Origin of the sequence: Arthrobacter sp. UYCu512, assembly GCF_040547075.1 — a bacterium.
GTDB lineage: Bacteria > Actinomycetota > Actinomycetes > Actinomycetales > Micrococcaceae > Arthrobacter.
The window spans coordinates 255,868-279,577 of sequence record NZ_JBEPPA010000001.1 but is presented as its reverse complement, the minus strand read 5'-3'; the positions used below and the strand labels follow the sequence as shown (position 1 = coordinate 279,577).

General features: G+C 67.4%; 26 protein-coding genes and 3 tRNA genes. 11 read left to right on the top strand and 18 right to left on the bottom strand.

All coding sequences use genetic code 11. The features are described 5' to 3' along the window. Positions 1-5: 5 nt before the first annotated feature. The 7 genes from ABIB49_RS01360 to ABIB49_RS01330 all read right to left on the bottom strand — a co-directional run bounded on the left by ABIB49_RS01360 (position 6) and on the right by ABIB49_RS01330 (position 4,419). Positions 6-1,295, bottom strand: a complete 1,290-nt coding sequence (locus ABIB49_RS01360; RefSeq protein WP_253031390.1) for an ABC transporter substrate-binding protein — start codon at positions 1,293-1,295, stop codon at positions 6-8. A gap of 253 nt (positions 1,296-1,548) precedes the next feature. Further along, a complete protein-coding gene (locus tag ABIB49_RS01355) occupies positions 1,549-2,160 on the bottom strand; it encodes a hypothetical protein (RefSeq protein ID WP_253031391.1) in 612 nt (203 codons plus the stop codon). Beyond that, entirely contained in the window at positions 2,157-2,831 is a 675-nt protein-coding gene (locus ABIB49_RS01350; RefSeq protein WP_354156590.1) for a DUF6286 domain-containing protein, read from the bottom strand. The genes ABIB49_RS01355 and ABIB49_RS01350 overlap by 4 nt, the downstream gene beginning before the upstream one ends. Then, on the bottom strand, positions 2,828-3,205 hold the full coding sequence (locus ABIB49_RS01345; RefSeq protein ID WP_282359540.1) for a hypothetical protein: 378 nt from the start codon (positions 3,203-3,205) through the stop codon (positions 2,828-2,830). Before ABIB49_RS01345 ends, ABIB49_RS01350 begins: the two co-directional genes overlap by 4 nt. Then, positions 3,202-3,393: a hypothetical protein gene (locus tag ABIB49_RS01340; RefSeq protein WP_226773418.1), complete on the bottom strand. Its 192-nt coding sequence runs from the start codon at positions 3,391-3,393 to the stop codon at positions 3,202-3,204. Before ABIB49_RS01340 ends, ABIB49_RS01345 begins: the two co-directional genes overlap by 4 nt. Further along, a complete protein-coding gene (locus tag ABIB49_RS01335) occupies positions 3,390-3,854 on the bottom strand; it encodes an Asp23/Gls24 family envelope stress response protein (RefSeq protein ID WP_354156589.1) in 465 nt (154 codons plus the stop codon). Before ABIB49_RS01335 ends, ABIB49_RS01340 begins: the two co-directional genes overlap by 4 nt. Positions 3,855-3,963: 109 nt before the next feature. Next, positions 3,964-4,419, bottom strand: coding sequence for a hypothetical protein (locus ABIB49_RS01330; RefSeq protein ID WP_282359538.1), 456 nt, complete (start codon positions 4,417-4,419; stop codon positions 3,964-3,966). A 358-nt stretch (positions 4,420-4,777) separates the two neighbouring features. Here ABIB49_RS01330 and ABIB49_RS01325 point away from each other — a divergent pair, with 358 nt between their 5' ends. The 5 genes from ABIB49_RS01325 (at position 4,778) to ABIB49_RS01305 (ending at position 8,951) form a co-directional block, all read left to right on the top strand. Continuing rightward, positions 4,778-5,104 (top strand): hypothetical protein, encoded by a 327-nt coding sequence (locus tag ABIB49_RS01325; RefSeq protein ID WP_282359537.1) that lies wholly within the window; start codon positions 4,778-4,780, stop codon positions 5,102-5,104. 668 nt (positions 5,105-5,772) lie between these two features. Next, positions 5,773-6,954: an NAD-dependent formate dehydrogenase gene (locus tag ABIB49_RS01320; RefSeq protein ID WP_282359536.1), complete on the top strand. Its 1,182-nt coding sequence runs from the start codon at positions 5,773-5,775 to the stop codon at positions 6,952-6,954. Positions 6,955-7,072: 118 nt separating this feature from the next. Next, a complete protein-coding gene (locus tag ABIB49_RS01315) occupies positions 7,073-7,987 on the top strand; it encodes a LysR family transcriptional regulator (RefSeq protein ID WP_253031397.1) in 915 nt (304 codons plus the stop codon). A 178-nt stretch (positions 7,988-8,165) separates the two neighbouring features. Further along, positions 8,166-8,636 (top strand): HPP family protein, encoded by a 471-nt coding sequence (locus ABIB49_RS01310; RefSeq protein WP_282359534.1) that lies wholly within the window; start codon positions 8,166-8,168, stop codon positions 8,634-8,636. Between the two features lie 192 nt (positions 8,637-8,828). Continuing rightward, entirely contained in the window at positions 8,829-8,951 is a 123-nt protein-coding gene (locus ABIB49_RS01305) for a hypothetical protein (protein ID WP_282359533.1), read from the top strand. Between the two features lie 303 nt (positions 8,952-9,254). Here ABIB49_RS01305 and ABIB49_RS01300 read toward each other — a convergent pair. The 5 genes from ABIB49_RS01300 to ABIB49_RS01280 form a co-directional block, all read right to left on the bottom strand. Continuing rightward, a tRNA-Phe gene (locus ABIB49_RS01300) sits at positions 9,255-9,330 on the bottom strand. 48 nt (positions 9,331-9,378) lie between these two features. Then, positions 9,379-9,452: transfer RNA gene (locus ABIB49_RS01295), tRNA-Asp, on the bottom strand. 96 nt (positions 9,453-9,548) lie between these two features. Continuing rightward, a tRNA-Glu gene (locus tag ABIB49_RS01290) sits at positions 9,549-9,621 on the bottom strand. Between the two features lie 148 nt (positions 9,622-9,769). After that, a complete protein-coding gene (locus ABIB49_RS01285; protein WP_282359532.1) occupies positions 9,770-10,408 on the bottom strand; it encodes an FMN-binding negative transcriptional regulator in 639 nt (212 codons plus the stop codon). Positions 10,409-10,460: 52 nt separating this feature from the next. Further along, entirely contained in the window at positions 10,461-11,063 is a 603-nt protein-coding gene (locus ABIB49_RS01280) for a LysE/ArgO family amino acid transporter (RefSeq protein ID WP_282359531.1), read from the bottom strand. A gap of 69 nt (positions 11,064-11,132) precedes the next feature. On the opposite strand from ABIB49_RS01280, the gene ABIB49_RS01275 reads away from it, so the two are divergent. The 4 genes from ABIB49_RS01275 to ABIB49_RS01260 all read left to right on the top strand — a co-directional run bounded on the left by ABIB49_RS01275 (position 11,133) and on the right by ABIB49_RS01260 (position 15,378). Continuing rightward, a complete protein-coding gene (locus tag ABIB49_RS01275) occupies positions 11,133-12,014 on the top strand; it encodes an ArgP/LysG family DNA-binding transcriptional regulator (RefSeq protein WP_282359530.1) in 882 nt (293 codons plus the stop codon). A 106-nt stretch (positions 12,015-12,120) separates the two neighbouring features. After that, positions 12,121-13,113 (top strand): DMT family transporter, encoded by a 993-nt coding sequence (locus ABIB49_RS01270; RefSeq protein ID WP_282359529.1) that lies wholly within the window; start codon positions 12,121-12,123, stop codon positions 13,111-13,113. A 21-nt stretch (positions 13,114-13,134) separates the two neighbouring features. Next, the gene (locus tag ABIB49_RS01265; protein WP_354156588.1) at positions 13,135-13,596 is read left to right on the top strand and encodes a metallopeptidase family protein; all 462 of its coding nucleotides are present in this window, start codon (positions 13,135-13,137) and stop codon (positions 13,594-13,596) included. A 279-nt stretch (positions 13,597-13,875) separates the two neighbouring features. Next, on the top strand, positions 13,876-15,378 hold the full coding sequence (locus ABIB49_RS01260; protein WP_354156587.1) for a C40 family peptidase: 1,503 nt from the start codon (positions 13,876-13,878) through the stop codon (positions 15,376-15,378). A gap of 37 nt (positions 15,379-15,415) precedes the next feature. Here ABIB49_RS01260 and ABIB49_RS01255 read toward each other — a convergent pair whose 3' ends face one another. The 5 genes from ABIB49_RS01255 to ABIB49_RS01235 form a co-directional block, all read right to left on the bottom strand. Beyond that, positions 15,416-16,216, bottom strand: a complete 801-nt coding sequence (locus ABIB49_RS01255; protein ID WP_282359593.1) for an ABC transporter permease — start codon at positions 16,214-16,216, stop codon at positions 15,416-15,418. A 106-nt stretch (positions 16,217-16,322) separates the two neighbouring features. Next, complete coding sequence (locus tag ABIB49_RS01250; RefSeq protein ID WP_253031404.1) at positions 16,323-17,315, bottom strand: ABC transporter ATP-binding protein; 993 nt, start codon at positions 17,313-17,315, stop codon at positions 16,323-16,325. 19 nt (positions 17,316-17,334) lie between these two features. Beyond that, positions 17,335-18,498, bottom strand: a complete 1,164-nt coding sequence (locus ABIB49_RS01245) for a LolA family protein (RefSeq protein ID WP_226773428.1) — start codon at positions 18,496-18,498, stop codon at positions 17,335-17,337. 123 nt (positions 18,499-18,621) lie between these two features. Then, positions 18,622-19,359 (bottom strand): hypothetical protein, encoded by a 738-nt coding sequence (locus tag ABIB49_RS01240; protein WP_226773429.1) that lies wholly within the window; start codon positions 19,357-19,359, stop codon positions 18,622-18,624. A gap of 58 nt (positions 19,360-19,417) precedes the next feature. Then, positions 19,418-20,455: a universal stress protein gene (locus tag ABIB49_RS01235; protein ID WP_226773430.1), complete on the bottom strand. Its 1,038-nt coding sequence runs from the start codon at positions 20,453-20,455 to the stop codon at positions 19,418-19,420. Positions 20,456-20,818: 363 nt separating this feature from the next. Between ABIB49_RS01235 and ABIB49_RS01230 the strand changes: the two genes are divergently transcribed. Next, positions 20,819-21,433 carry an NAD(P)/FAD-dependent oxidoreductase gene (locus ABIB49_RS01230; RefSeq protein ID WP_226773431.1) on the top strand — a complete coding sequence of 205 codons (615 nt, stop codon included), beginning with the start codon at positions 20,819-20,821 and terminating at the stop codon, positions 21,431-21,433. Positions 21,434-21,439: 6 nt separating this feature from the next. Here the strand turns inward: ABIB49_RS01230 and ABIB49_RS01225 are convergent, their stop codons facing one another. After that, positions 21,440-22,069 carry a copper resistance CopC family protein gene (locus ABIB49_RS01225; protein WP_282359526.1) on the bottom strand — a complete coding sequence of 210 codons (630 nt, stop codon included), beginning with the start codon at positions 22,067-22,069 and terminating at the stop codon, positions 21,440-21,442. A 111-nt stretch (positions 22,070-22,180) separates the two neighbouring features. On the opposite strand from ABIB49_RS01225, the gene ABIB49_RS01220 reads away from it, so the two are divergent. Continuing rightward, positions 22,181-23,623, top strand: coding sequence for an NCS2 family permease (locus tag ABIB49_RS01220; protein WP_226773433.1), 1,443 nt, complete (start codon positions 22,181-22,183; stop codon positions 23,621-23,623). The last annotated feature ends 87 nt before the right edge of the window (positions 23,624-23,710 follow it).

Genomic DNA, 23,710 nt, shown 5'->3' with positions numbered 1-23,710 from the left:
TGGACCTACTGTCCCGCGCTGGCGGACTCTATGGACTTCTGCATATCAGACAGGGCCGCATCCACGGTCTTCTCGCCCTTGATGGCAGCGTACGCATTGTCCTGGATGGCCTTGGTGACGGCCGGGTAGAACGGCGTGACGGGGCGGGGCACTGCGTTCTCGATCGACGTCTTCAGCACCGGCAAGTACGGGAGTTTGGCGACGAGTTCCTCATCGTCGTAGAGCGCGCCGAGAACGGGGGCAAGCGAGCCCTGGGTGGCAAAGAACTTCTGGCTCTCTTCAGAGGTGAGGAACTTCAGGAAATCCAGGGCCGTGGCCTTGTTCTTGGAGTAGACGCTGACAGCGGCGCTGTGGCCGCCCAGCGACGAGGCGCCGGGGCCGTCCTTGCCCGGGAGGGCAGCCATGCCCAGGACATCCTTGACTTTCGAGGACCCTTCAGTGGTGGCGAGGTTGTACACGTAGGGCCAGTTGCGAAGGAACAGCAGCTTGCCGTCCTGGAACGCCTGCCGGCTCTCCTCCTCCTGGAAGGTGATGGCTTCCTTCGGGATTTGACCGTCGGCGTAGGCCTTGGCCAGGTTTCCGAGGCCGGCTTTTGCTTCCGGCGTGTTCAGGCTGGGCTTGCCGTCCTTGTCCAATACCGAACCGCCCGCGGAGTTGATGGCCTCGGAGGCGTTGACGGTCAGTCCCTCGTACTTCTTGAACTGGCCCGAGTAGCAGCCCATGTTGTTGGCCGTCGCGATGGAGCACATGCTCATCATCTCGTCCCAGGTCTTCGGCGGCGTGGGAACCAGGTCCTTGCGGTAGTAGAGGATGCCGCCGTCGGATGATTCCGGTGCCGCGTAGAGCGTGCCCTTATAGGAGGCGGAGTCGACGGTTGGCTTCAGCATGGCGCCGGTATCGAGCGCCATTTTGTCCTTCAGCGGCTGCAGCCAGCCCTTGGCCGCAAATTCGGCCGTCCAGACGACGTCGACGCTCGCGACGTCGTAGCCGGTGTTCTTGGCCTGGAAGTTCTGGACAAGGTCGTCGTGCTGCTGGTCGGCGTTGTCGGTCTGCTCCTTGAACGTGACCTGTTCATTCGGGTGCGCCGCGTTCCACTTCTCGAGCAACGGACGGACCACGTTGCTGTTGTCCTTGCCCTGGACGTAGGTGATGGGGCCCCGACTGTCGAGGCCCTGCGACGCGGCGTCGCCGGCGGGCGATCCGCCGCCGCTATTACCGCCCCCGCCACAAGCGGAGAGGGTGAGGGCCAGGACGCCTGCTGTGGCTACGGGAACTAGGAACTTCGGGGTTTTCATGCTGGGTCTCCTCGCTGAGTACCGGACAGAAATCGGCAGTGCTTTGACGTGTCGAGAATCACAGTAATCAACAAGCGGGGCCAAATGCAAGCGTTTACACATACCTTTATGGAAAGGTGATGGTTGTGCTTGCGGCGAAGCCGCGCAACCCAGCAGCCGCGCAACAGTGGCGGTCGCGGAACAGCGGAGGTCACGGACCCCGCTTAGGGTTCGCCCCACTTCCGCCGCCGTGGCGGCGCCCGCACGGCCCGGGTCAGCGGACCCGTTCCGCCCGTCCGAACCGCGACCGGGCACCCGAGGCGATATGAATAAGCACCGGGGTGCTTTTGCCGAGTGCAGCGTCGAGCGCTTCCACGAGGCCGGAGACCTCTGCTGCCAGCCGGTGCGGGGCCACGCCCTGGCGGGGCTGGACCCTGATTCTCAGGGCCGGTTCGCCGCGGAATTCGTAGGTCGCGACGGTGGCGCCGGCCAGGTCCGCACGGTCCGCCAGTGCCGCCCGGAGCGCCTGCTCGGCGACGCCACTGCCGATCCTGACGCTCCCGGGCACCGCGCCCGGATCCTGTTCGGACACGAGCAGGTTGGCGCGGCCTTTCCCCTGCTGCGCGGCCCAGGTCACCATGGCGACGATCACCAGCAGCAGTGCGAGCACCACCACAATCCAGAGCCAGCTCTCCTGGCTCCCCGGAACGCGGGTGCTGTCCAGGAGATTACGCCAGGAACTCCAGACTCCTGCCGCCCAACTGTGCCACCACACGCCCACGGCCGGCACGCTCGCCAGCAGGATGAGCAGAACGCCGAGGGCCAGAAGTTTGAGGCCGAGGACGGCGAGGAGGATCCGGTTGAGGATCCGCGGGGATCCAGTCATGCGCCGATCACCCCGGCCTGGGCTATATTGACTCGAACTTCAGGAAACGGGGACAGCCGCATGTCCCGCAGCTCATCCTGGACAGCGGCGAGAAGCATCTCGGGTTTCAGCGGGACTCCGGAGGTGGGACGGACGTTGACTTGGACCTGCTGACGGGACACCGTCACCATCACCTGCTGCTGACTTACGTTGGCGGCCACCCGTGCGCGGCGCGCCAGTGCGGAGGCAATCACCTCGTCGTCCACAACGACGGCGGCACGGCCGTCCCGCAGAAGGTGCCGCGCCCGGCGTCCCGGCAGGATGGCGTTTAGGAAAAAGAACAAACCCGCCATCACCAACACCGCGCCGGCCACGCCAAGCAGCAGCGGCGGAATCCCGCTCGGGAGCGCCACCGCCTGTTCCGCCGCAGTCTGGGGATCCACAAGCCACGCGGGCTGTCCGATGGCCCGGACCGCGGTTTCGAGGAGGGCAAAAACGCACAGGGCAATAACCAGGGCTGCGGCGATGATCGAGGCAACGGCGCGTGAGGAGTGGGTCTCGCGCGTGAGGATCTGCTGGACGCCCTTGGCGCCGGCCCCTGCAGGTGCCGTGTTCCCGGCCGACGGGGCGTCGGCCGGAGCGGGCGGGATGTTGCGCCCGCTCCCAGCAGCATGATCGGAGGTATGGCTCACCGGACCCGCCCCCCTTCCCTCATGCTGGCGCCGCTGATCCGGATGTCAACCCGGCTCAGCCGGGCACCGCTCAGCTCGGTCACCCGGCGGAGAATCTCGGCTTTGGCAGCCACGGCACGATCCCAGACGGAACCGCCAAAACCCGCGACCCGCCCGGCGTCCCGCAGCACCGCGGTCAGCGGCGGGACGGTGATGGGCGCGACGACGGACAGCGCCAGCAACCCGTTATCGTCAGACCATGCGGCGCGGACCTCCTGCGGGGTGACGCCGAGGGCTTCGGCCGCGGCGGTCTGCGCCACGCTGGTGAGCGCCTGGTTGCTGATCCTGGTGTGTCCGGACCGCACCGTACCGTTCGGCCCGGCAGCGGCACTCATGAGGAAGAACGCCGGCCTGTGAGGGCGTCAAGCACGCTACGCAGGTCCAGTTTCCCTTCCGCGGCGCGGCCCAGCAGGGCGCCGATTCCCATGAACAACAAGGCGCCGAGAAAGCCCCAGACGCCGAACTGAAAGGACATAAACGCGACGAACGCGCCGACTGCGATCCCCGCAACTGTCAGATTCACTGGATTGCCTCCGTTGCCGCCCGGGCCTCGGCCGGGGATCCGGATTTCGCCGGGCCAGGCACGTAGACGTCATTGATGTCGATGTTAACTTCGATGACCTGAAGACCAACGAGCTTCTCGACCGCCGAGTACACGGCGGCGCGGATCTGGTCCGCCAAGGCGTGAAGGGATGCGCCGTAGAGCGCTACCAAATCGATGTCGACGGCCACTTGGGTATCGCCCACTTCAGCGCGGACACCGGCGGCATGGTCAGCACTGCCGACGGCGTCGCGGAAAGCCCCCAGCGCCCGGGACGGACCCGATCCCAAGGAATACACGCCGGGGACTGCGCGGGCGGCAATGCCCGCGACCTTCGCCACAGCGGTCTCGGATATGACGGTGCGGCCACCACCGGGCATCGGCACCTCGGCGGACATCCCGGCCACCGCTGCGGCTGCGGGCTGAGAATTCTGGTATTCCATGCGGCACTTCCCCTTCCTCTTTGTGACCACCCTAGTCCCTGGCCCCGACAAGGCGACCGCTTCGGGGCCAGGGTCGGCCGGGAGGTTAGGAACCGGTGCCGGATTCCTGCTATTTGCAGTTGGCGGTGAGCCAGCTCTGCACCGGCGCCATGGCGTCCTGCAGTTTCCCGCTGGAAAAAACTGTCTGGTCCGTGATTCCAGCGATGGCCACTTGGCTGAGGATGGTGAAGTCGGCCTTGATGCTCTCGGGTGCCCGCTTGGCGGTGCTGCTCAGTTCTGTCTTGGTCTGTTCCAGCTCGGCGGCAGTGCCCTGTGCGGCCGCAAGAGGCAGCAGGGTGGAGCCGGTGGCCTGCTCGGAAATCGCGGCGCAAGCCTCGCCCGCCGTAGCAAAGTCGCCCCAGGGGCTGGAGGAGCTGCTGGGACTCGCCGTTGCCGACGACGGCGCGGCGCTGGCAGCCGCGGACGACGGCGCGCTCCCGGCGTCCGGCGCAGAACAGCCGGTGAGGGCCAGTGCGGCCAGGAAAGTGCAAGTGGTCAGAGCTCGTGCAGTATTCTTCAAGATCACGTGTAGGAATCACTTTTCGGTTGAGATTGCACCACCGGCCCGATCAGGCTGCCGGCGGTCGTAGCGTTCTTTCCCCAGCGTGCGAGTCTAGCCGTGCTGGCGGGCGGCCCCACATCTCGACGAGTCGGTCCCGGGGTTTGCCGCCGAAAGCAGCCTTGGCGCACAATTTGACCTCCGCTAAATTCTGATGAAATTGCGGTCTGCGATGCCCCGCAGTGGTGAAGTACTGAGACCTGGCCGCTTGCTGCGCGCTCCTTATCCGGCGGTCCGCGCGCTGCACTAGTTGGACAGGAGGCGCAGAAGCCTCATGGGAGGCTGTTTGTCGCTGCGGTCTTCACCCGGCGTGCGGTCCAAGCTCATGCTGATTACTGGCGTAGTATGCCGCGGCCATGTCCTGCTTGGAGCGGCCCTGAGAGGCGACGCGTTCGAGCCGCGCGGCGGCCGCCTCGGCACCGTGGAGCCGAAGACCGTGTTCCCGGGCGGCCTCGAGGACGAAGTGTGCGTCCTCGAGGGAGGTTTCGACGGCGAAGGACGCCGGTTCCAGCCGGTCGTCGAGGATCAGACCGGCTTTGGTTCGCAGGAATGGCAGATCGAGGCCCGTCCCGCAGGTTTCCCCTCGCCTTGGCGGGCGTGGCCGTCGCCAAGGGAGAGCATGGCCACCGGGTACGTTGACGGGCAGGTATAGCGTGGCCCCCGCCCTCACTTCCGGCGTGTCCATGTTGCCGCGGTGGGTGGACGGTGTCACAGCCAGGCGGACCTCCCGCTCCCCGGGCGACGCCTAACCTGCCGCGCATCGGATCCAGCGGCAGGTTCAGCACGTAGTCGGACCGGCGCGCACGGAATGTTGCGGTCCAGGATTCGAGGTCGATGTTATGGAACCAGACGCGCTCTTCGAGCGGCGAGGAGAGCATCGCGGTCTCGTGGGTTGGAGTCAACACCCCGAACAGCGGGAAGGTGCTGCCTAAGCTCATCCGGCGACTGCCCCTTCCTGGCCCGTTCCCCTGGCCGGCCAAGTGCTTCATGACGGCCGTGCGCTGACCCAGCGGAACTCCCATCCCTCAAAGGTCTCCGCGGCCGGCCTTCCCGGAACTATTTCCATGCAGCGATCCGCCCACGCGGAGTTCTCCAATGAGCCAACGTCTAGTGACGCCACGGTCCGGCTAATGTCCTCGAACCTGGGCGCGGATGCAGACTCCCGGGCCCCGGGCTCAACAGCACGTCGACGGCCAGCGGCGCTAAATCATTCGGCGGGGCCGAACGGCTGGTCGAAGGTGCCTCATGGACGCCGAACAAGTGCGGTCATAGTGTGAAAACACAGCGTGAAAATCACGCGGTGAAAACGAAAGAAGTGTTATGGCCAAGGTTTTGCTCGTCCTCTACCCGGATCCCGTGAACGGCTACCCCACCTTCCCGGAAGACTACGCGCGGGACACCGTCGCGGCGTTGACCGACTACCCCAACGGCCAGACCCTCCCTACGCCCGAGGCCATCGACTTCACTCCGGGCGAGCTGCTCGGATCGGTTTCCGGCGAGCTGGGCCTGCGCAAGTATCTCGAGGCCGCCGGCCACGAACTCGTTGTCATCAGCGACAAGGACGGCGCCGACTCCGACTTCGACCGCGAGCTGGTCGACGCCGACGTCATCATCTCCCAGCCTTTCTGGCCCGCATACCTGACCCCGGAGCGAATCGATAAGGCCAAGAACCTCAAGATCGCCATCACCGCCGGCATCGGCAGCGACCACGTTGACCTCAAAGCCGCCAACGAGCACGGCATCACGGTCGCCGAGGTCACCTACTCCAACAGCCTCGCCGTCGCTGAACACACGGTCATGCAGGTGCTGGTCCTTGTCCGCGACTTCGTGCGCCAGCACCAGATCGCGGTGGAGGGCGGCTGGAACATCGCCGACGCAGTGGAGCGCTCCTATGACCTCGAAGGCATGGACGTTGGCATCTTCGCCGCCGGCCGTATCGGCCGCGCCGTCATCGAGCGCCTGGCTCCGTTCGGTGTGCACCTGCACTACACGGACCGTTTCCGGCTGCCCGCGGAGTACGAGGAGAAGTACAACCTGGTGTTCCACGAGAACATCGAGGGCCTCGTCAAGAACATCGACGTCCTCACCGTGCATGCACCGCTGACCGATGAGACTGCAGGGCTCCTGGACGCGGAGCTGCTGTCCACCATGCGCCGCGGCGCCTACATCGTCAACCCGGCCCGCGGCGCAATCGCCGACCGCGACGCGATCGTCAACGCCCTGGAGTCCGGCCAGCTGGCCGGCTACGCCGGCGACGTGTGGGCGCCCCAGCCGGCCCCGGCCGACCACCCGTGGCGCACCATGCCGAACAACGCGATGACCACGCACACCTCCGGCACATCCCTGCCCGCGCAGGCCAAGTACGCCGCCGGCACGCGCGAGATCCTCGAGGACTTCTTCGCAGGGCGCTCCATCCGCACGGAGTACCTCATCGTCGAAGGCGGCACCTACGCCGGCACCGGAGCGCATTCCTACGCCAAGCAGGCAGAACCGGCCCGGTAGGGTCGATGCGGAGGCCGCTTGCCGCTCACCGCGGCGGACGGCACCGCGAAACCGGCGACCAGGCGCCCGGGCACCGGTAACACGGCCCCGGTCCCGGCCGCCTAACAGACGGGATGTTATGCTCCTGACCCAGCTTGGATACTTCGTGGCCCTGGCGCGCGAGGCGCACTTTGGGCGGGCAGCCGCGGCTTGCTTCGTCTCACCGTCAACACTCTCCGAGTCCGTGCGCAAGCTGGAGGTAGAGCTCGGGGTGCCGCTGGTGCGCCGTGGACACGCATACGAGGGGCTTACCCCCGAAGGGGAGCTCGCGCTGCCGTGGGCGCGGCGCGTCGTGGCGGACCAGGCAGCGCTGACCGGGGAGCTCTCCGCGGCCCGCGGGAAGCTCACCGGCACTGCGCGGATCGGCACGATCCCGTCCGGGATCGCTGCCGCCACGCAAGTGGTGTCTGCGCTAACGGAGGCCCACCCACTGTTGCGCTCAACAGTGCGGACCGGCCTGAGCAGCGAAGACGTCGTGGCCCGGCTGCGCGCTTTCGAGCTGGATGCCGGGATCATTCACCCCTCGGCCGCGGACGGCCTGGACCTGGTGGCGGCGGACCTGCCGGACGCTACCAGTGTCGTGGTTGCCTCGCCGGGAATGTTCGACGAGGCGTTGGACGCCGTGAGCGGCACGATGCTGACTTCCGTGCAGTTGGGGCTCCTGGCGCCGGGAATGCGGGCGCGCCAGCTTGCCGATGAAGCGTGGCGGGAAGCCGGCCTGGACGTGCGGCCCGCCGCTGAAGCGGACTCCATCGACGCACTGCTCGGACTCGTCGGGTCCGGGATGTGGGCCGTGGTGGTGCCCGAGTCTGCCGTGGCCACCCGGCGCAAAGACCCGTCGATTCACGTCCTGCCGCTGAGGGATCCCACCATCTCCACACCATTGTCCGTAGTGCGACTGGCCACCAAACCGGTGCCGGCGCTTATGCGCGCACTGGACGACGCCGCGCGGGCCGTGGTGGCCCGGCCGCGTCCATCTTCACCACTTTCGTAGCCGGACCGGGATTGCCGGGGCCGGTGCCCCATCGCGATCTGAAAGGTCCCCCATCATGTCACCCGTCTATTCCTCACCCCAGAAAGCACAGCCGGGGACAAGGCTGTCCGACCCGCCATCCCCATCCGCCTCGTCCCACGGAACGAGGTGGGCCCGCACCTGGGCCTCCTCCCGACGCATGATGACGCCGACGCAGCCGCGCGCGCCTTGGTCTGCGATCCTGGTGGCGGCTTTGGGCGGGGCACTGACCATCACGGTGCTATCGCTCACCGGGGACGCCGTCGGAACGCCCATTCTCATTGCGGCCTTCGGCTCGTCCTGCGTCCTGGTCTTTCTCCTGCCCGACGCCCCGCTGTCGCAACCCATCAACGTGGTCGGCGGCCACATGGTCTCGGCGCTGTGCGGCGTCGTCGCGCATGCTTTCCTTCCCACCGCGTGGTGGAGCCTGGGCCTGTCCGTCGGCGCGGCCATGGCGGCAATGGCAGCGCTGCGCATCATCCACCCGCCCGCCGGGGGCACCCCTATCGCGATCCTGTTGGCCCACGAGGGGTGGGGCTACCTGCTCACACCAGTCCTGGCGGGTTCGCTCATCCTCACGGCATGCGCCCTGCTCTACCGCGTGCTGCTCCGGGCTCGCGCCGCAAGATAGGCGCATCGACTGCACCGCCAACCTCGTATGCCGGCTTTCCTGCCCTGTGGCCGGTGGCGGCGTTGGGTGACCCAGGGGAGCCCGGCGCGCCCCGCCGCACACATGAGCCGGGCCCCGCTGCGCAAGGTCCTCCACGGCATCGGGCCCGGTCCGTCTTCATGGAAAGCTCCGAGGTCCTCCAGGAAGTCCGCCATGTCCAGACATCGAGGCTCGTGGACGGCGATCCGCGAGGACAGGTTCCAGGAGACAGCGGCTGCGGCCAAGGCCCTGCTGGAAGAAGCCAACGACGGACGAGCCACAGACAATGCACCCTGACGGGCCTCTCCATCATCGAAGGGCCCGTCACCATGTATCGCGTCACGGTCTGCAAACCCGGGCGCGGCCCCTGAACCCGAAAGAGCGACCGGCCGGCCCACCATTCCGTTGTTTCCGACGCCGATGATGCGTTTGCGCGATCCGACAACCACACAACGCGAGACCCGGGACCGGCGCACCTTCGCCCGTGACACGCCCGGCATTTACACACGTTTTGTCCGCTAACCCGGTAGCCCGGGGTTAGCGGCATCCGCGGCGTTAAAGAAGAAAAGCACCAGTTCCAAAAGAACTGATGCTTCCCAGTGGTGGCTCCGACCGGCGTCGATCCGGTGACCTTTCGATTTTCAGTCGAACGCTCTACCAACTGAGCTACAGAGCCTAGGTGACATGTCACCATGATGGCCGGAATTTCTTCTGACCATCAGAGCGACCCTGACGGGACTTGAACCCGCGACCTCCGCCGTGACAGGGCGGCGCGCTAACCAACTGCGCTACAGGGCCTTGCTATTTTCTTGCTTCTCTGCAGTATCGCTACTGCAATTTTTCAAGGCTCTTAGCCTACCAGACTTTCCCATCCGGCCTGACCAGTTCCTTGCGTACCCCCAACGGGATTCGAACCCGTGCCGCCGCCGTGAAAGGGCGGTGTCCTAGGCCGCTAGACGATGGGGGCCAAGACTCAATTCGGCTCATCAGGGCAAAAATAAAGGGCCGAAGCCGTTCGTTTTTGTCCTTTCGAGTTGCTCCGAACTGGACTATAAAACTATAAGGGCAGACGCCCGGAATTTCCAAAAATCCCTAACCGCCCGACTGCGGAGTGCTCAGCTGCGCTGGATTGCCTCCTGCTGCGCCCGCTCGACATCGCCGGCCGATTCCAGGTCGCCCCTGGCGCGCAGGCCGGTGATGACGCCGTCAACATCGGCAGCCGGCCGGTTCTGGCTGAGCTTCCGTTTCGCTTCAACCCTCGTGATGAGAAGTTCGACGCCGACAATTGCCCGGAGCTGGCCGGCGATGAAGCGGGCGGGCGCGTCGTCCACCGACCAGGGGTCCGCCGAGGCTGCTTCATGCAGTGCGGTCAGCCGCCGGACCAGGTCCTCCACCCAGGCGGGGTCGTCATGGATGACGAGCCGGCCGTAGACGTGCGCGGTGGTGTAGTTCCACGTTGGCACCACCCTGCCGTGTTCGGCCTTGGACGGGTACCAGGACGGGGAAATGTAGGCATCGGCCCGCTGGATGATGACCAGGGATTCGCCCAGGGCCGGCTGCAGCCACTGGTCGTTGTTGCGGGCGACGTGGCCCAGCAGCGCCCCGTGCTCACCCGCCTCCGGGTCATAGACGAACGGCAGCAGCGTCGCGAGCAGTCCACTCTCCGTTGATGTCACCAGGTTGGCTGCCCCGGGGTTCGAGAGCAGCTCCTTGATGGCAAGCCGGTCGGCGGCGAAATGCGCGGGGACGTACATGGGGAATTCCTTGGGGTGTTGAGCGATGTGCAATGCGGAACGGCTGACAGCTTCAGACTACGAGCATGACAGCCAGGGTGACCATGACCAAGGCGATGCCGCCGTCGAGCACGCGCCAACTGCCGGGCCGGGCGAACACCGGCGCGAGGAACCGGGCACCGGCGCCGAGAGCGGCAAACCACACGATGCTGCCCAGCCCGGCCCCGGCAGCAAACCACCACCGCCCGTCCGGTCCGTGGGTGCCGGCCAGGGACCCCAGCAGCAGGACGGTGTCCAGGTAGACGTGGGGGTTGAGCCAGGTCAGGGCGAGGCAGGTTCCCAGCGCGGCCGCCCAGGTTCCCTTCTGCCCGGCCCCAGGCAGGGATGCCCCCGTTCCGCGGATGGCCCGCATTGCAGCCATCGCCCCGTACGCCAGGAGGAAGGCGGCACCCGCCCAGCGCACGACCTCGAGGACCGCGGGCGCCCGCTCGATGACCACGCCCACCCCGGCCACACCCAGAATGATCAGCACGAGGTCGGACAGGGCACAGACGGCAACAACCAGCACGACGTGCGAGCGCTGGACGCCCTGCCGGAGCACAAAGGCGTTCTGGGCACCGATGGCGACGATGAGGGACAGTCCGCTGGCGAGGCCCGAAAGGAGGGAGAGGATCATGGGTTCCACGCTAGAAGGCACCGGAACATGAAACCAGTTAATAATTGTTGGCCAACATAAGATGGGCTAATGATTGATATCCATCCCGACCAGGCCCGGACCCTGGCCGCCATTGTGGCCCACGGAAGCTTCGAGGCCGCCGCCAGCCACCTGCGCGTCACGGCGTCGGCGGTGAGCCAGCGCGTCCGCGCCCTCGAAGTGGCCGTCGGCCGGCCGGTGCTGAAACGGACCCGCCCCGTGGAACTCACGTCCTCCGGCCACGCGGTGGTGCGCTTCGCCCGGCAGCTGGACATGCTCGCTGCCGATCTGGCCGAAGAGCTGCAGCCCGGTGCGCAGCCCGCCAGCGTCCGGCTGACCCTCGTCATCAACAGCGATTCCCTGCACACCTGGGCGCTGCCCGGGCTGGCGGCCGTGGCGGACAGGGTCCAGCTGGAGATTCTGCGCGAGGACCAGGACTACTCCCTGGAGCTCCTCCGCAGCGGTGCCGCGTCCGCGGCCATCACCACCACGGCCAAGGCGACGCCAGGCTGTTCCTCCCGGCGGCTGGGCGTCATGCGCTACCTGCCGGTCTGCACGCCGGACTTCGCCGCCCGGTGGTTTCCCGCCGGGGCAACGCCGGAAACGCTCGCGGCCGCCCCCGTCATCATGTTCGACCGCAAGGACGACCTGCAGGACCGGTACCTGCGGGACGTGGGCACCGTGGGACTCCAGCCGCCGCGGCACTTCGTCCCGGCCGCCCATGAGTTCGGCGAAGCCATCCGTTGGGGGATGGGCTGGGGGCTGCTCCCCGAAATCGAGGTCTCGGCGGAGCTGAAGCGCCGTACGCTCGTGCCTTTGGACCCTGCAGCACATGTGGATGTGCCCCTCCACTGGCAGCAGTGGCGGCACGGATCGACCGCGCTCAACGAGGTCGCTGCGGCCATTTACGCCGCCGCCCGCCCCCTGCGGTGAGCCGCGCCGGCAGCCAGGTCCCGGCCGGCAGCAACTGCCGGGGACTCGGCTGGACGTGGCCGATTTCCGCCAGTCCCGAAGACCCTGGACGCACTAGATTGGCTATATGGCAACAACAGCCCAGACAGGCTCCCCCCAACCGGACAGCGCGCCCACGGACGGCACCGACAGCGTGCCGCCGAACACTCCCGCAGCCCAGCCCTTGAAGCGCGCCCCCGAACCGGGACAGATCAGCCGGCTCGGCATTGCCGCCGTCATCGTCACAGTGGTCCTGTGGGCCTCGGCCTTTGTGGGCATCCGAGCCGTGGGGCCCAGCTTCTCCCCCGGTTCCCTGACCCTCGGCCGGCTGGCGATTGCCGCCGTCGTTCTCGGCCTTGTGGTGTTGCCGCGCCTGCTGAAAAACAGCAAGCTCCCCCGGGGACGCGAATGGTGGCCGATCCTGGCCTACGGCATCATGTGGTTCGGCGGCTACAACGTCGCACTGAACGCCGCAGAACATCTCCTCGACGCCGGCACGGCGGCCCTGCTGATCAACGTCAACCCGATTATGGTCGCCATCATGGCTGGGGTGATCCTCAAGGAAGGCTTCCCGCGCTGGCTGATTATCGGCAGCCTCGTCGCGTTTGGCGGGGTTGCCGTGATCGCGCTCGGCTCCGGTCAGCGGTCGCCGGCGGACGTCACCGGGGTGCTGCTCTGCCTGCTGGCCGCTGCCCTGGCCGCGGTCAGTGTGATCGTGCAGAAGCCCGTGCTGCGGAAGATTCCCGCTGCCCAGGCCACCTGGTTCGGAATCATGGTCGGCGCCGTCTGCTGCCTGCCCTTCAGTGGACAACTGTTTGCCGAACTGCAGGCCGCCCCGCTGCCGGCCACCCTGGGACTCGTTTACCTCGGCGTATTCCCCACCGCGATTGCGTTCACCACCTGGGCCTACGCACTCTCGATGATCGATGCCGGCCGGCTCGCCGCCACCACCTATCTGGTGCCCGGCACCACGATCCTCATTTCCTGGCTGGTGCTCGGCGAGATCCCTACCGTCTGGGGTCTGGTGGGCGGTGCCATCTGCCTCGTGGGGGTTGGGCTGACCCGGCGCAGGTCCCGCTGATTCGGCGCTAGGGTTTCAGCTATGCCAGCTTCCCTGCCGCCAGGCCTGCCAATCATCCCGGACCGACCGGACGGGCCGGACGACGGCGGACACGGCACCGGCCACACCCGCACACCGTTCCCGATGTCCGAGTCGGACTTCGAAGCCGCGGTGAGTGATGCCCTGGACCACATCCCGGCTGAACTCGCCAGGACCATGAACAATGTGGCCATCTTCATCGAGGACGACTACATCCCCCAGCCCGGCGAGGACCCGGACACCGTGCTGCTGGGCTTATACGAGGGCGTGCCGCTGACCGAACGGGACTCGTGGTGGGACGCCGGCTCGCTGCCGGACCGCATCACGATTTACCGCGAGCCGATCCTGGAGATCTGCGAATCCCGCGAGGACGTGATCGAGGAAGTGACTGTGACGGTGGTCCACGAGATCGCGCACCACTTCGGCATCAGCGACGAGCGCCTGCACGAACTCGGCTGGGGCTAGCCCGGCAGCCACCGGCCCACGGCCACAACCGTGCCCTCCCTTGCCCTTGCCCTTGCCCGGGAGGGCCGTCGCGGGACAGCGCTGTGCGCCCACTGTGGCGACACACCCGGCACAATGACAACAAATGACATTGTTGTTGTTTATGTTATTGATGTGACCATTGTTGCCAAAGTGGCAATTGGCACGTAGCCTCGACCGTGCTGGGGATCAGCCGCGGGTTTTCATCTGCCGGAAACCCGGCCCGCCCGCTCCAGCCCGACACTGCAACGAGGTTGACCCATGATTTGGACCGGTTCCGGCCGAAAGACGGCCGCACTGTGCGCCTCAGTTGTACTTCTGGGATCCTTGGCCCTGCCCGCCAACGCCGCCACCCTGCCGCCGGCTTTCCAGGTCCCGGCCTCGCCGGCGGTCCCGTCTCCTGACGAGATCGCAGCCGCGAAAGCCAGTGAAGGCGCGACGGCAGCCCAGGTCACCTCGATTGACCGGCTGCTGGCCGACGCCTCCGCAGCCCAGGACACCAGCCTCGCCGCCTCCCTGCAGGCCAATAACGCTTACGGCGAAGCCCTCGGGGAGCTCCAGATGCGTCGGGACGCCGCCACGGTTGCCGCCGCCAAAGCCTCCGCAGCCGGGATGGAACAGCAGAAAACGCGCAAGCAGATCGGCCAGCTCGCCGGCGACCTCTACCGCAACGGCGGACTCAATCCCGCACTGAGCAGCTTTGTCAGCGGCAGCGGCAACGCCCTGCAGCAGGCCGCAACCCTCGAGGCCGTGACGGCCGGCCGAACCAGGGCCTTCGAATCGGCAGAAACCGCGGCCGCGGCCGCGGAATCGCTGACGGCCGCCGCCGCCGACGCCAACCGGGCCGCCGATGAAGCCGCACGGACGGCGGAGGCACGGAAGCTCGACGCCGAGCATGCCAACGAGGCCCAGCGGACGGCCGTGGCCGAGGCCAAAGCGCAGCGGACCGTGCTGGTGGAACAGCTCGCGGATCTCAAGAACACCACGGTTGCGTTGGAATCGGCCCGGGTGGATGCCCTGGAACGTCAGCGACAGCAGGATCGGCTCGGGGCAGTCACTGCTGCCGCAGCCCCGGCGGCAGGGTCGCAGGCCGCCGTCGGGACCCCCACCACAAACACCTCCGCTGCGGGAAATGCCGCTCCCGGGCTCAACCTCCCGGCTGCCCCGGTCATCAACGTTCCAAACCCGGCTCCGCCAGCCGCCGCGCCGGTCCCAGCACCGGCACCTGCACCTGCGCCAGCCCCGGCACCCGCGCCAGCACCCGTCCCAGCCCCGGCACCCGCACCCGCACCCGCGCCGGCACCCGCGCCAGCACCCGTCCCAGCCCCGGCACCCGCTCCCGCACCCGCGCCGGCACCCGCGCCAGCACCCGCACCCGCGCCGGCACCCGGCGGCTCCAACCAGACCGCGATCTCCGTGGCTCTCGGCAAGGTGGGGTCGCCCTATTTCTACCAGTACGGCGGAACGGGGCCTTATGGCTTCGACTGTTCCGGCCTGGTGCAAAACGCGTTCGCCGCTGCCGGGAAGTACCTGCCCCGCACCGCGTCCCAGCAGTTCGCCCAAGCCCCTGTGCACGTTCCGCTGTCGCAGGCCATCCCCGGAGACCTACTGGTGTGGGGCTCCGCACCGGGGTTTTATCACGTTGCGATCTACCTCGGCGGCGGCCGTGTGGTCCAGGCGCTGAACGAGGACGCCGGGCTTACCGTGACGGACCTGGCCTATATGTCCGGGATGCAGCTGTACCCCGTCGCCGCCCGGTACTGACCCGGGGTCCGCCGTCGCCCGTTTGCCGGCGGGCGTCCTAGGAGAGTACGTCCTTCGTGATGAACCTGCCGTAGGCGAGTGCGCCGAAGACGGCGACGTAGCCACCCTGCAGGAGCACATTCGCCAGGAATGAATCCCACACGACGGGCTGGCGCAGCAGGTCCGCGAAGTCCAGCCAATAGTGGCTGAAGAGCCACGGGTGCAGCCATTCGAGCTGCGGGAGCGCATCCAGGACCTGTGCGAGCACCGAGAGCACCACCGTGGATGCCATCGCCCCCACCGGCACGTCAGTGAGGGTGGACATCAGGAGCCCGATCGCCGAGAGACCCATCAGCGAGACCGTAAGGTAGGCCGCGATCAGCAGCAGGCGCAGCAACGCATCGGCCGCACCGATCGAATCGCCGGAGAGCAGCGTGACCGGTCCCACCGGGAAGAGCAACGCCCCGATTGCGGCCCCGACCAAAGCCACGACCAACGGCGCGGCCACGGCGAAGACGACCGCCCCGGTGTACTTCACGAGCAACAGCCGGACCCGGCCCGCGGGCGCCACCAGCAGGTACCGCAGGGTGCCCAGGCCGGCCTCGCCGGCCACGGTATCCCCCGCCACGACGCCCACGGTCAGCGGCAGGAACAATGGCACGGCGACGAGCATGGCTGTCACGCCGACAAACAGACCGTTCTGGGAAATCCGGTCCAGGAACGCCGGTCCCCGGCCCGGCGGCGCCGCGGAGGACACCCGGACGGCCACGGCGATCAGGACCGGAATTGCCGCGAGCGCACCCAGCATCGCCCAGGTGCGGCGGCGGCGGAAAAGTACCCCGAGTTCCGAGGCGAGCAGCCCATGCCTCCACCGGCCACCGCGATGGGGCGCAGGCTCCGGGCTGTGGTCCGGTGCCGCACGGTTGCTCTCGCCCGGGTCTGCCGCCCCGCCGGGGCCGGGTTCTTTACCGGACAACGTCAAAACCCTCCCCCGTAAGCGCCACAAAGCGTTCTTCCAGACTGACCTGTTCCGTGGCGAAGCCACGCACCCGGACCCCGGCCGCCACCAGCGCGGCGACGATCGCCTCCGGAGCCACGGCTGGATGGCCTGCCGACGCGGGGAACGGCGCATAGATCACCCCGTCACCGCCAGAAGGAGTGCCGGCCGGAAGGTCCGGTTCCGGGCTCAAACCCAGCCGGACCAGCACCTCCGCCGCAGCCCCCGCATCCGGGCTCACGAGCCTGATCCGCGGCTGCCCGCCCTGGCGCAATTCCGCGAGGGTCCCCTGGGCCACCAGACGGCCCGCACTCATAACGGCCGCGTGGGTGCAGATTTGCTCCACTTCTGCCAGCAGGTGGCTGGAGACAAACACCGTGGCTCCGTCAGCCGCCAGTGAGCGCACCAGGCTGCGGACCTCCCTCGTTCCCTGTGGATCCAGCCCGTTCGTGGGTTCATCCAGGATCAGGAGTTCGCGCGGTGCCAGCAGGGCATTGGCGATGCCGAGCCGCTGCTTCATACCCAGCGAATATGCCCTGACTTTCTTGTCCGCCGCGTGCGTCAGGCCCACCCGCTCCAGCGCCGACTGCACGCGGGCCTTCCGGCTGGCGGCGGAAACGCGGGGATCCGCGGCATCGAAGCGGTACAGGTTGTCAGCCCCGGAGAGAAACGGGTAGAAAGCAGGCCCTTCGACCAGGGCACCCACCCGGGGCAGCACACCGTGCAGTTGCCCCGGCATCTCCTGCCCCAGGACCCGGACGGAGCCGGACGTGGCCTCGGCCAGCCCGAGCAGGAGCCGGATGGTGGTGGTCTTCCCTGAGCCGTTGGGACCAAGGAAGCCGAACACAGAGCCCTTGGGCACTGCAAGGTCGACGCTGTCGACGGCCAGTTGCCGCCCGAAGTGCTTGCTCAGACCGGTGGTCTCGATGCTCAGTTCCGGCACCGGCGCGGCGGCGGTCACGCGGCAGTCACCGGATGGTTCACCGCGGCGTGGCGGCGGCCTGCAACCGCTCCAGCGGCACCGAACCGACGAAGATCCGCCCGTCGTCGAGGATCAGTACATTTAGCAGCGACGTCGACACGAGGCGCCCTCCCGGGACGGCGACGGCAAGCTGATCCAACAGTGCTGCGTTGCCGGAACCTGATCCTTCGGGAAGCGAGGGACCGGGCTGCAGCGGGTTGTCGGTCGCCGGGTCCGGGGCCCCGTTTTGTCGCTGGGTCCGGCCCTGCAGCGCCGCGGCGCCCGCCGGGACCTCGAGCACCGACTCCCAGCCGCTGCCGGTGACAGCGGGCCGCGTCGCCTCTTTCGGCTTTGCGGTATCCGACGGCGGTGTGGCGGCGTCGGCGGAATGATCCGGCAGCGGAACTTCTTGCACCGTTGCCCCGGGCGGCGGGGTGAAGTTGAATAGCGAAGCGTCCGGGGCCTCAAGCTTGAGGCTCGTGAAAGCCAGGCTGAAGACCGGTTCGGCCTGTCCCCTGGCCTTCACCTCGACGCGGAGCGGGAGTCCGGTTTCGCCGTCGACGGCGATGGCGACGGAGCCCATCAAAGTGACATCCGAGGTCGGGGTCATCAGGAGGTTGTATGCCGGCCGGCCCGCCACCTGAACGTCCGGACCCACGGTCACCTCAGTACCCGGGTCGACGGTAGCAAGCAGTTTGTCCGCCAGCTCGCTGGGGGTTGCTGCCGGTCCGGGGTCTGCCTGGTGGGCACCCGCATCACCGGCGGGGAGCCGGGTGTGGGCGGCGGTGTTGTCCTTGGAGTTGTAGAACCACAAATCATTGCCGCGCCGGATCGCGTCCCGCTCGGCCATCCGGTCCATGACCTGCACCCGGGCGTTCCCGGGGCCGTCAAGGTAGACGCGTGCCGTGTGGGACCCCGTGAGCAGCTCCAGCCATGCTGCTTCCGGTGCTGCCGCCTCCGGGGCCGACTTCGGAAGCTCGGGAAGGCCGGTCGCGGAGTGTTGTTCCAGTGTTCCGGAGAGGGATTTGCCGGTGGGCTGGGCGATTAGGAGCAATACCTGCTGGGGGGTCTTCTCGGGGAGCCGGTCCCCGGCCTTCGCGGGCAGGGATCCGGCCAGGATCCCGGCCGCGATCACGGCAGGCACCGTCAATGCGGGGATCCATCGCAGCCATTTGCGCGTCATTGTGACGGCGCTCCAACCTTGCAGCTCATGATTCAACTGTACGCCCGGGGTTGTTCGGTTTCACCAGTGCCTGCCGAATTGGTTTGGGTGGACTGCCGCCGCGGCAAAACCCCCGCCGGGCGCTCAGGTCAGCACGTTCAGCGTCAGCTCGACCGCCCCGAGCACAAGCGCGAGCACCGAGGTCCCCAGCCCGGCAACGAGCAGCAGCCCGGGGTGCGCAAGTCCGACAACAACACGCCTGAACCGCGGGCGCCGGCGCAGGAACTTACCCGGCACCAAGGACGAAGCGGGGTCCTGTTTCCAGCCGCGGAGTCGCCGGAGGAACCACGCGCAGCGGACGATAAACGCCAGCCAGAGCACGGAGACCACCAGCGGAACGGCGGCCAGCAGGAGATTAAACCCCACGGCCGTAACCTCCCGCTCGGAGGCGCCGACGAGGGACTGGATAGTGGTGGAAATCGAGGCGCTTATGACCACCGAGACACCCCACACGAGAAATGCGGCCGTGAGGGCCAGGAACCGCACGAAGAAGTGCCCCAGCACGGAATCCTTGCGCCGTTTAAGATGCCGTCGCGGGGTGGCATGCAGCAAGGCGACAGTTGCCAGCACCGTTGGCAGTGCGGCCATTCCGACCAGCACAGACCAGGCCCAGCCAGCGTAGTCGAAGACGTCGTCCGCAACGATCAGCGCTGCCCAGAACCCGGTCCAGGCCCAGCCGGCGGTCAGCGGGCGGCGGACCAGCCAGCCGGGGAGCCAGGGATCGTCTACGCCGGGCCCCGGGATGGGACCCGGCGCCGGCGCGGCCGGGTCTGTCCCGGCGTCGTCCGATATCGGGGGCGGGGAAGCCTGCACGTCACTCACTGCCTAGGCCCGGTCAGCATAAACAACGCCGCGTCCGAGCACCGCTGCCCGCGGCTCCTTAGGAATTTCCGAGAATGGGCCCGAAGTTCACCCGGTCAGCCAGCCGGGGATCCTCCCGGTCAGGGACCACCATAACGGGGCCCTTGGCATGATGGAGGATCCCGTCTGAGGTGGAACCGAGCATCATTCCGGCGAAGCCCCCGCGGCCGCGGGTGCCGACAACCACCAGTTCCACCTGCCGGCTGGCTTGGACGAGGATGTCCACTGGCGAACCGTCGACGAGTTGGGTCTCCACGGTGAGCCGGGGAAAGTGGCTTCTGATCCAGGCAGTACCGGCGTCGAGTTGCGTCCGGATATCGGCGAAAAGCGCCTCGCGGTCCATCGGCGCCGGGACCCAGGCCAGCGACCCGCTGTACTGCGGGACGGCGCAAACCACCCGCAGCGGCGCGGAGAGCCGTTCCGCCTGCGCGGCCGCCTCCATTACCGCCACCCGGGCCTGTTCGGAGCCGTCGACGCCGACCACCACCACGTTTTCGATCGGTACGTGCCCGGACTTCGACTGTTCCGCCAGGACATGCTTGTCGACAGTCGTCTCGCCCAGGCGGTCGGCGCAGACCAGGGGAACCGTGACGGTCGGACATTTGGCGTGCGCCGGCAGCGCACTGCTGACGGATCCGAGCAGCCGTCCGACGAAGCCACCACGGCCGCGGGTGCCGAATACCAGCAGCTCCGCGGTTTCGGACATTTCCAGCAGGACACCGGATGCGTCGCCGTTCTCGACCGAGGCATCGACGTCGATCTGGTACCCGGCGACCTTGTTCACGGCCTGCTTCAGGATGGCCTCCGCGCCTTCGCGGATCACCGAATCGTCCACCGTCGCGTAGCCGCCGTCGAGTCCTGACGCCGCAAAGATCGGCACTGAATAGGCGGTCACGATGTGCAGGGGACGCTTGCGGCGCTGCGCCTCGCGGGCGGCCCACACGAGGGCGCACTTGCTGTGGTCTGAGCCGTCGACGCCGACCACGATCCCCCGCGGAGCCTCGGGCTTTTCGGGGGAATCCCCTGCCGGATCCGGATGCACCTGTTCTGGGCCCATGGGGTCCGCCTCCTCGCGATTCTTGCCTGATGTTGCGGCTATTCTGCCAGACGCGGCCCGGATGCCGCGTCCGCTGCCGACGTGCCCGAAGATTCCGCGGCTGAAACCGCTGATTTCTCCGACTTTTCGCGGTTTGCGGGGCGGAAGAAGCTGCCGGAAGCTCCGGGCGGCGCCTATCTCCTGCTTGGTCTATCCACGGCAGGAAATGTTGGATAGTCTTCGATTCGTTGCTGAACCGAGACTCGTGTTTCAGAACCCGGGACCCGAGGGAGCCGTGGTCGACGCGGTCCGGGAACGCGTCCGGGGCACCTGCCCGGCAACTGGCACGATTCGAAGAGAGGCCCTGCAGTGTCGAGCACGCCAATGTCCGCCGATATCGAACGGACCGCTGCCATTGTGATCGGCACCGGTTTGTCCGGGCTCGCAGTGGCGAGCGAGCTGCAGCGGCGCGGGGTGGCTTCCATCATTGTGGACGGGCTCGATTTGCTGGGTGCCGGCCACCCGGCCAACGCGTCTTCCGTGCAACGTTGCGACGCGGCCGACGCCGCCAGTTTGCAGGAACGCAATGAGATCCTCCGGCACCTGCGGAACTATGCCGCCAGCCACAAGTTGGACGTCCGGACCAATATCCGGGCACTGCAGCTGGACCACCTCGACGCCGACGGGCCCACCCCGCGGTGGGCTGTCCGCACGCCCGGCGGGATCCTGCTCGCGGACCATCTCGTCCTGACCCGCTGTGCCCACAGCCAGCTGCGCAGGATGCTTTCCGAGCTCGGCGTGTCGGCCGGGCAAACCCTGACGGCGGCCATGCACGCCCTCGGGATGTACCTGGTGGGGGTGGGCGAACTCATCACGCCGACCCCGAAGGAAGTCCTGCGTCAGGCGAAGGTGGTGGGCCAGGCGATCTCGGCCAAGGTCTACCCCGAGGGTTTTTCCTCGCTGGTGCCCGGCAGCTACGCCCTGGCGGCGCCGGCATAGGCAGTCTTAGTTCCCGGTTTCGCTCCGGTCGGCCGCCTGGCTGCTGACAGTCTCACCCTGCTCGTCACGGCCGGCCAGCCGGCGCTTGGCCATCAGGGCCAAGGCCACCACAATGCCGATGGCAGTCCCCACGAAGATCACAATGCTCCAGGGGAACGGCTCGGCAGAACCGACCGGCTGCTCCGGCGCCGTTGTGACGCCCGGCGCGGCGGTTCCCATCGTGGGGACTGCGGCCGCCGACGTCGAGCCCGCTGCTCCCGCCGTGGCCGTAAAGGTGAAGGTGCCTTCAATGGGGTGGCCGTCCGAGCTGGCGACCCGCCATGCCACGGTGTACGGCCCGGCAGGGGCGCCGGGCTTGAGCCGCTGCGAGGCGACGTTGTCCACGATCTCGACGGCCCCGTCGGCCCAGTTGGCGCCGTCGCCGGTGTTCACAACGATCTGTGCACCCAATCCCAGCGGATTCTTGCTAAACGTCACCGACACCTGCGCTGGCGGCGTGGCCACCGTGGCGCCGGCGGCCGGGCTGGTGGACTCGGCAACGTCGTGGGCCGATGCCGGCGCAACCGCGCCCAGCAGGACGGCGGCGAAGATTGCGGTGCCCAGCAGGGCGCTCAGAAACTGTCGGATGAGGCGCATGGAAAAGGCTGCTCCTAGTGTTGGGTTCCTTACAGACTAGGCGAAATGGGCCAGACGCTGCGTGCCCGCCTAATAAGATTCAGGTAACCATCCACATCCCCCGGAGGACCAATGCTTAAGCAGGGCTCTGCACTCGACCGGTATTTCATGATCTCCGCACGGGGGTCGAACTTCTCGCGCGAGATCCGCGGCGGGTTCGCCACGTTCTTCGCCATGAGCTACATCGTGGTTTTGAACCCGCTGATCCTCTCGGGACCCGATTCCTCCGGCGCCACCCTCGGCTTCCCGGCGGTCGCGGCCGTCACCGCCTTTGTGGCCGGCATCCTGACCATCCTGATGGGAGCCTGGGCCAAGCATCCCTTCGCGCTCGCGACGGGCCTCGGCGTCAACGCCTTTGTGGCCGTCACCGTCGCCACGAACCCGGGCCTGACCTGGCCGGACATGATGGGCCTGGTGGTCCTCTCCGGCGTCACCATGCTGATCCTGGTCCTGACCGGCTTCCGGACCGCCGTGTTCAAGGCCGTCCCGGAAGGGTTGAAGACCGCAATTGTGGTGGGCATCGGCCTGTTCATCGCCCTGATCGGCCTGGTTAACGCCGGCTTCGTCCGGCGCATCCCGGACGTCGCAGGCACCACGGTCCCCGTCGGCCTCGGCTTCGACGGCAAACTGCTGGGCTGGCCCACGCTGGTGTTCGTCGTCGGACTGGTCCTCACCATCGGCCTCGTGGTCCGCAAGGTCAAGGGCGCCATCCTGATCGGCATCGTCACCTCCACGGTCCTGTCCGTGATCCTGGAATTCACGCTCCATATTGGACCCAGCTTCGACGGCAAGAACTTCAACCCGCAGGGCTGGTCCCTTGTGGCGCCCAAGTTCACCGAATGGGCCGCGCCGGACCTGTCCCTGATCGGCAAGGCCAACCCCTTCGGCGCCTTCGAACACCTCGGCTTCGTCGCAGCGACCCTGCTGGCCTTCGTAATCCTGCTGAGCATCTTCTTCGACGCGATGGGCACCATGGTGGGCCTGGCCACCGAAGCCGGCACCATCGACAAGGACGGCAACATCCCCAATGTGGACCGTGTGCTGCAGATTGATGCCCTGGGCGCGATAATCGGCGGCGGCGCCTCCGTCTCCTCGAACCAGATCTACGTGGAATCCGGCGCAGGCATTGGCGAAGGTGCCCGCACCGGCCTGGCCTCGATCGTCACCGGCCTGCTGTTCCTGGTCGCGATGTTCTTCACCCCGCTGATCAACCTGGTGCCGTTCGAAGCGGTGGCCCCGGCGCTCGTCGTTGTGGGCTTTATGATGGTCTCCCAGGTCGGCAAGATCGACTGGCAGGACTGGGGCATCGCGATCCCGGCGTTCCTGACCTTCACGCTGATGCCGTTTACCTACTCCATCGCCAACGGCCTCGGCGCCGGCTTTATCTCCTTTGTGCTGATCCGGCTGGTCCAGGGCCGCGGCCGCGAAGTGCACCCGCTGATGTGGGCCGTCGCCGCGGCGTTCCTGCTGTTCTTTGGGATCGGCCCGATCGAGGCTGCGCTGGGCATCCACTAAGGAACCCCCGCACCTCCTCGCCTACCCGCCCGCCGAGATGGCATTTCGTGGCAGTGTCCCCCGGGAACATTGCCACGAAATGCCATC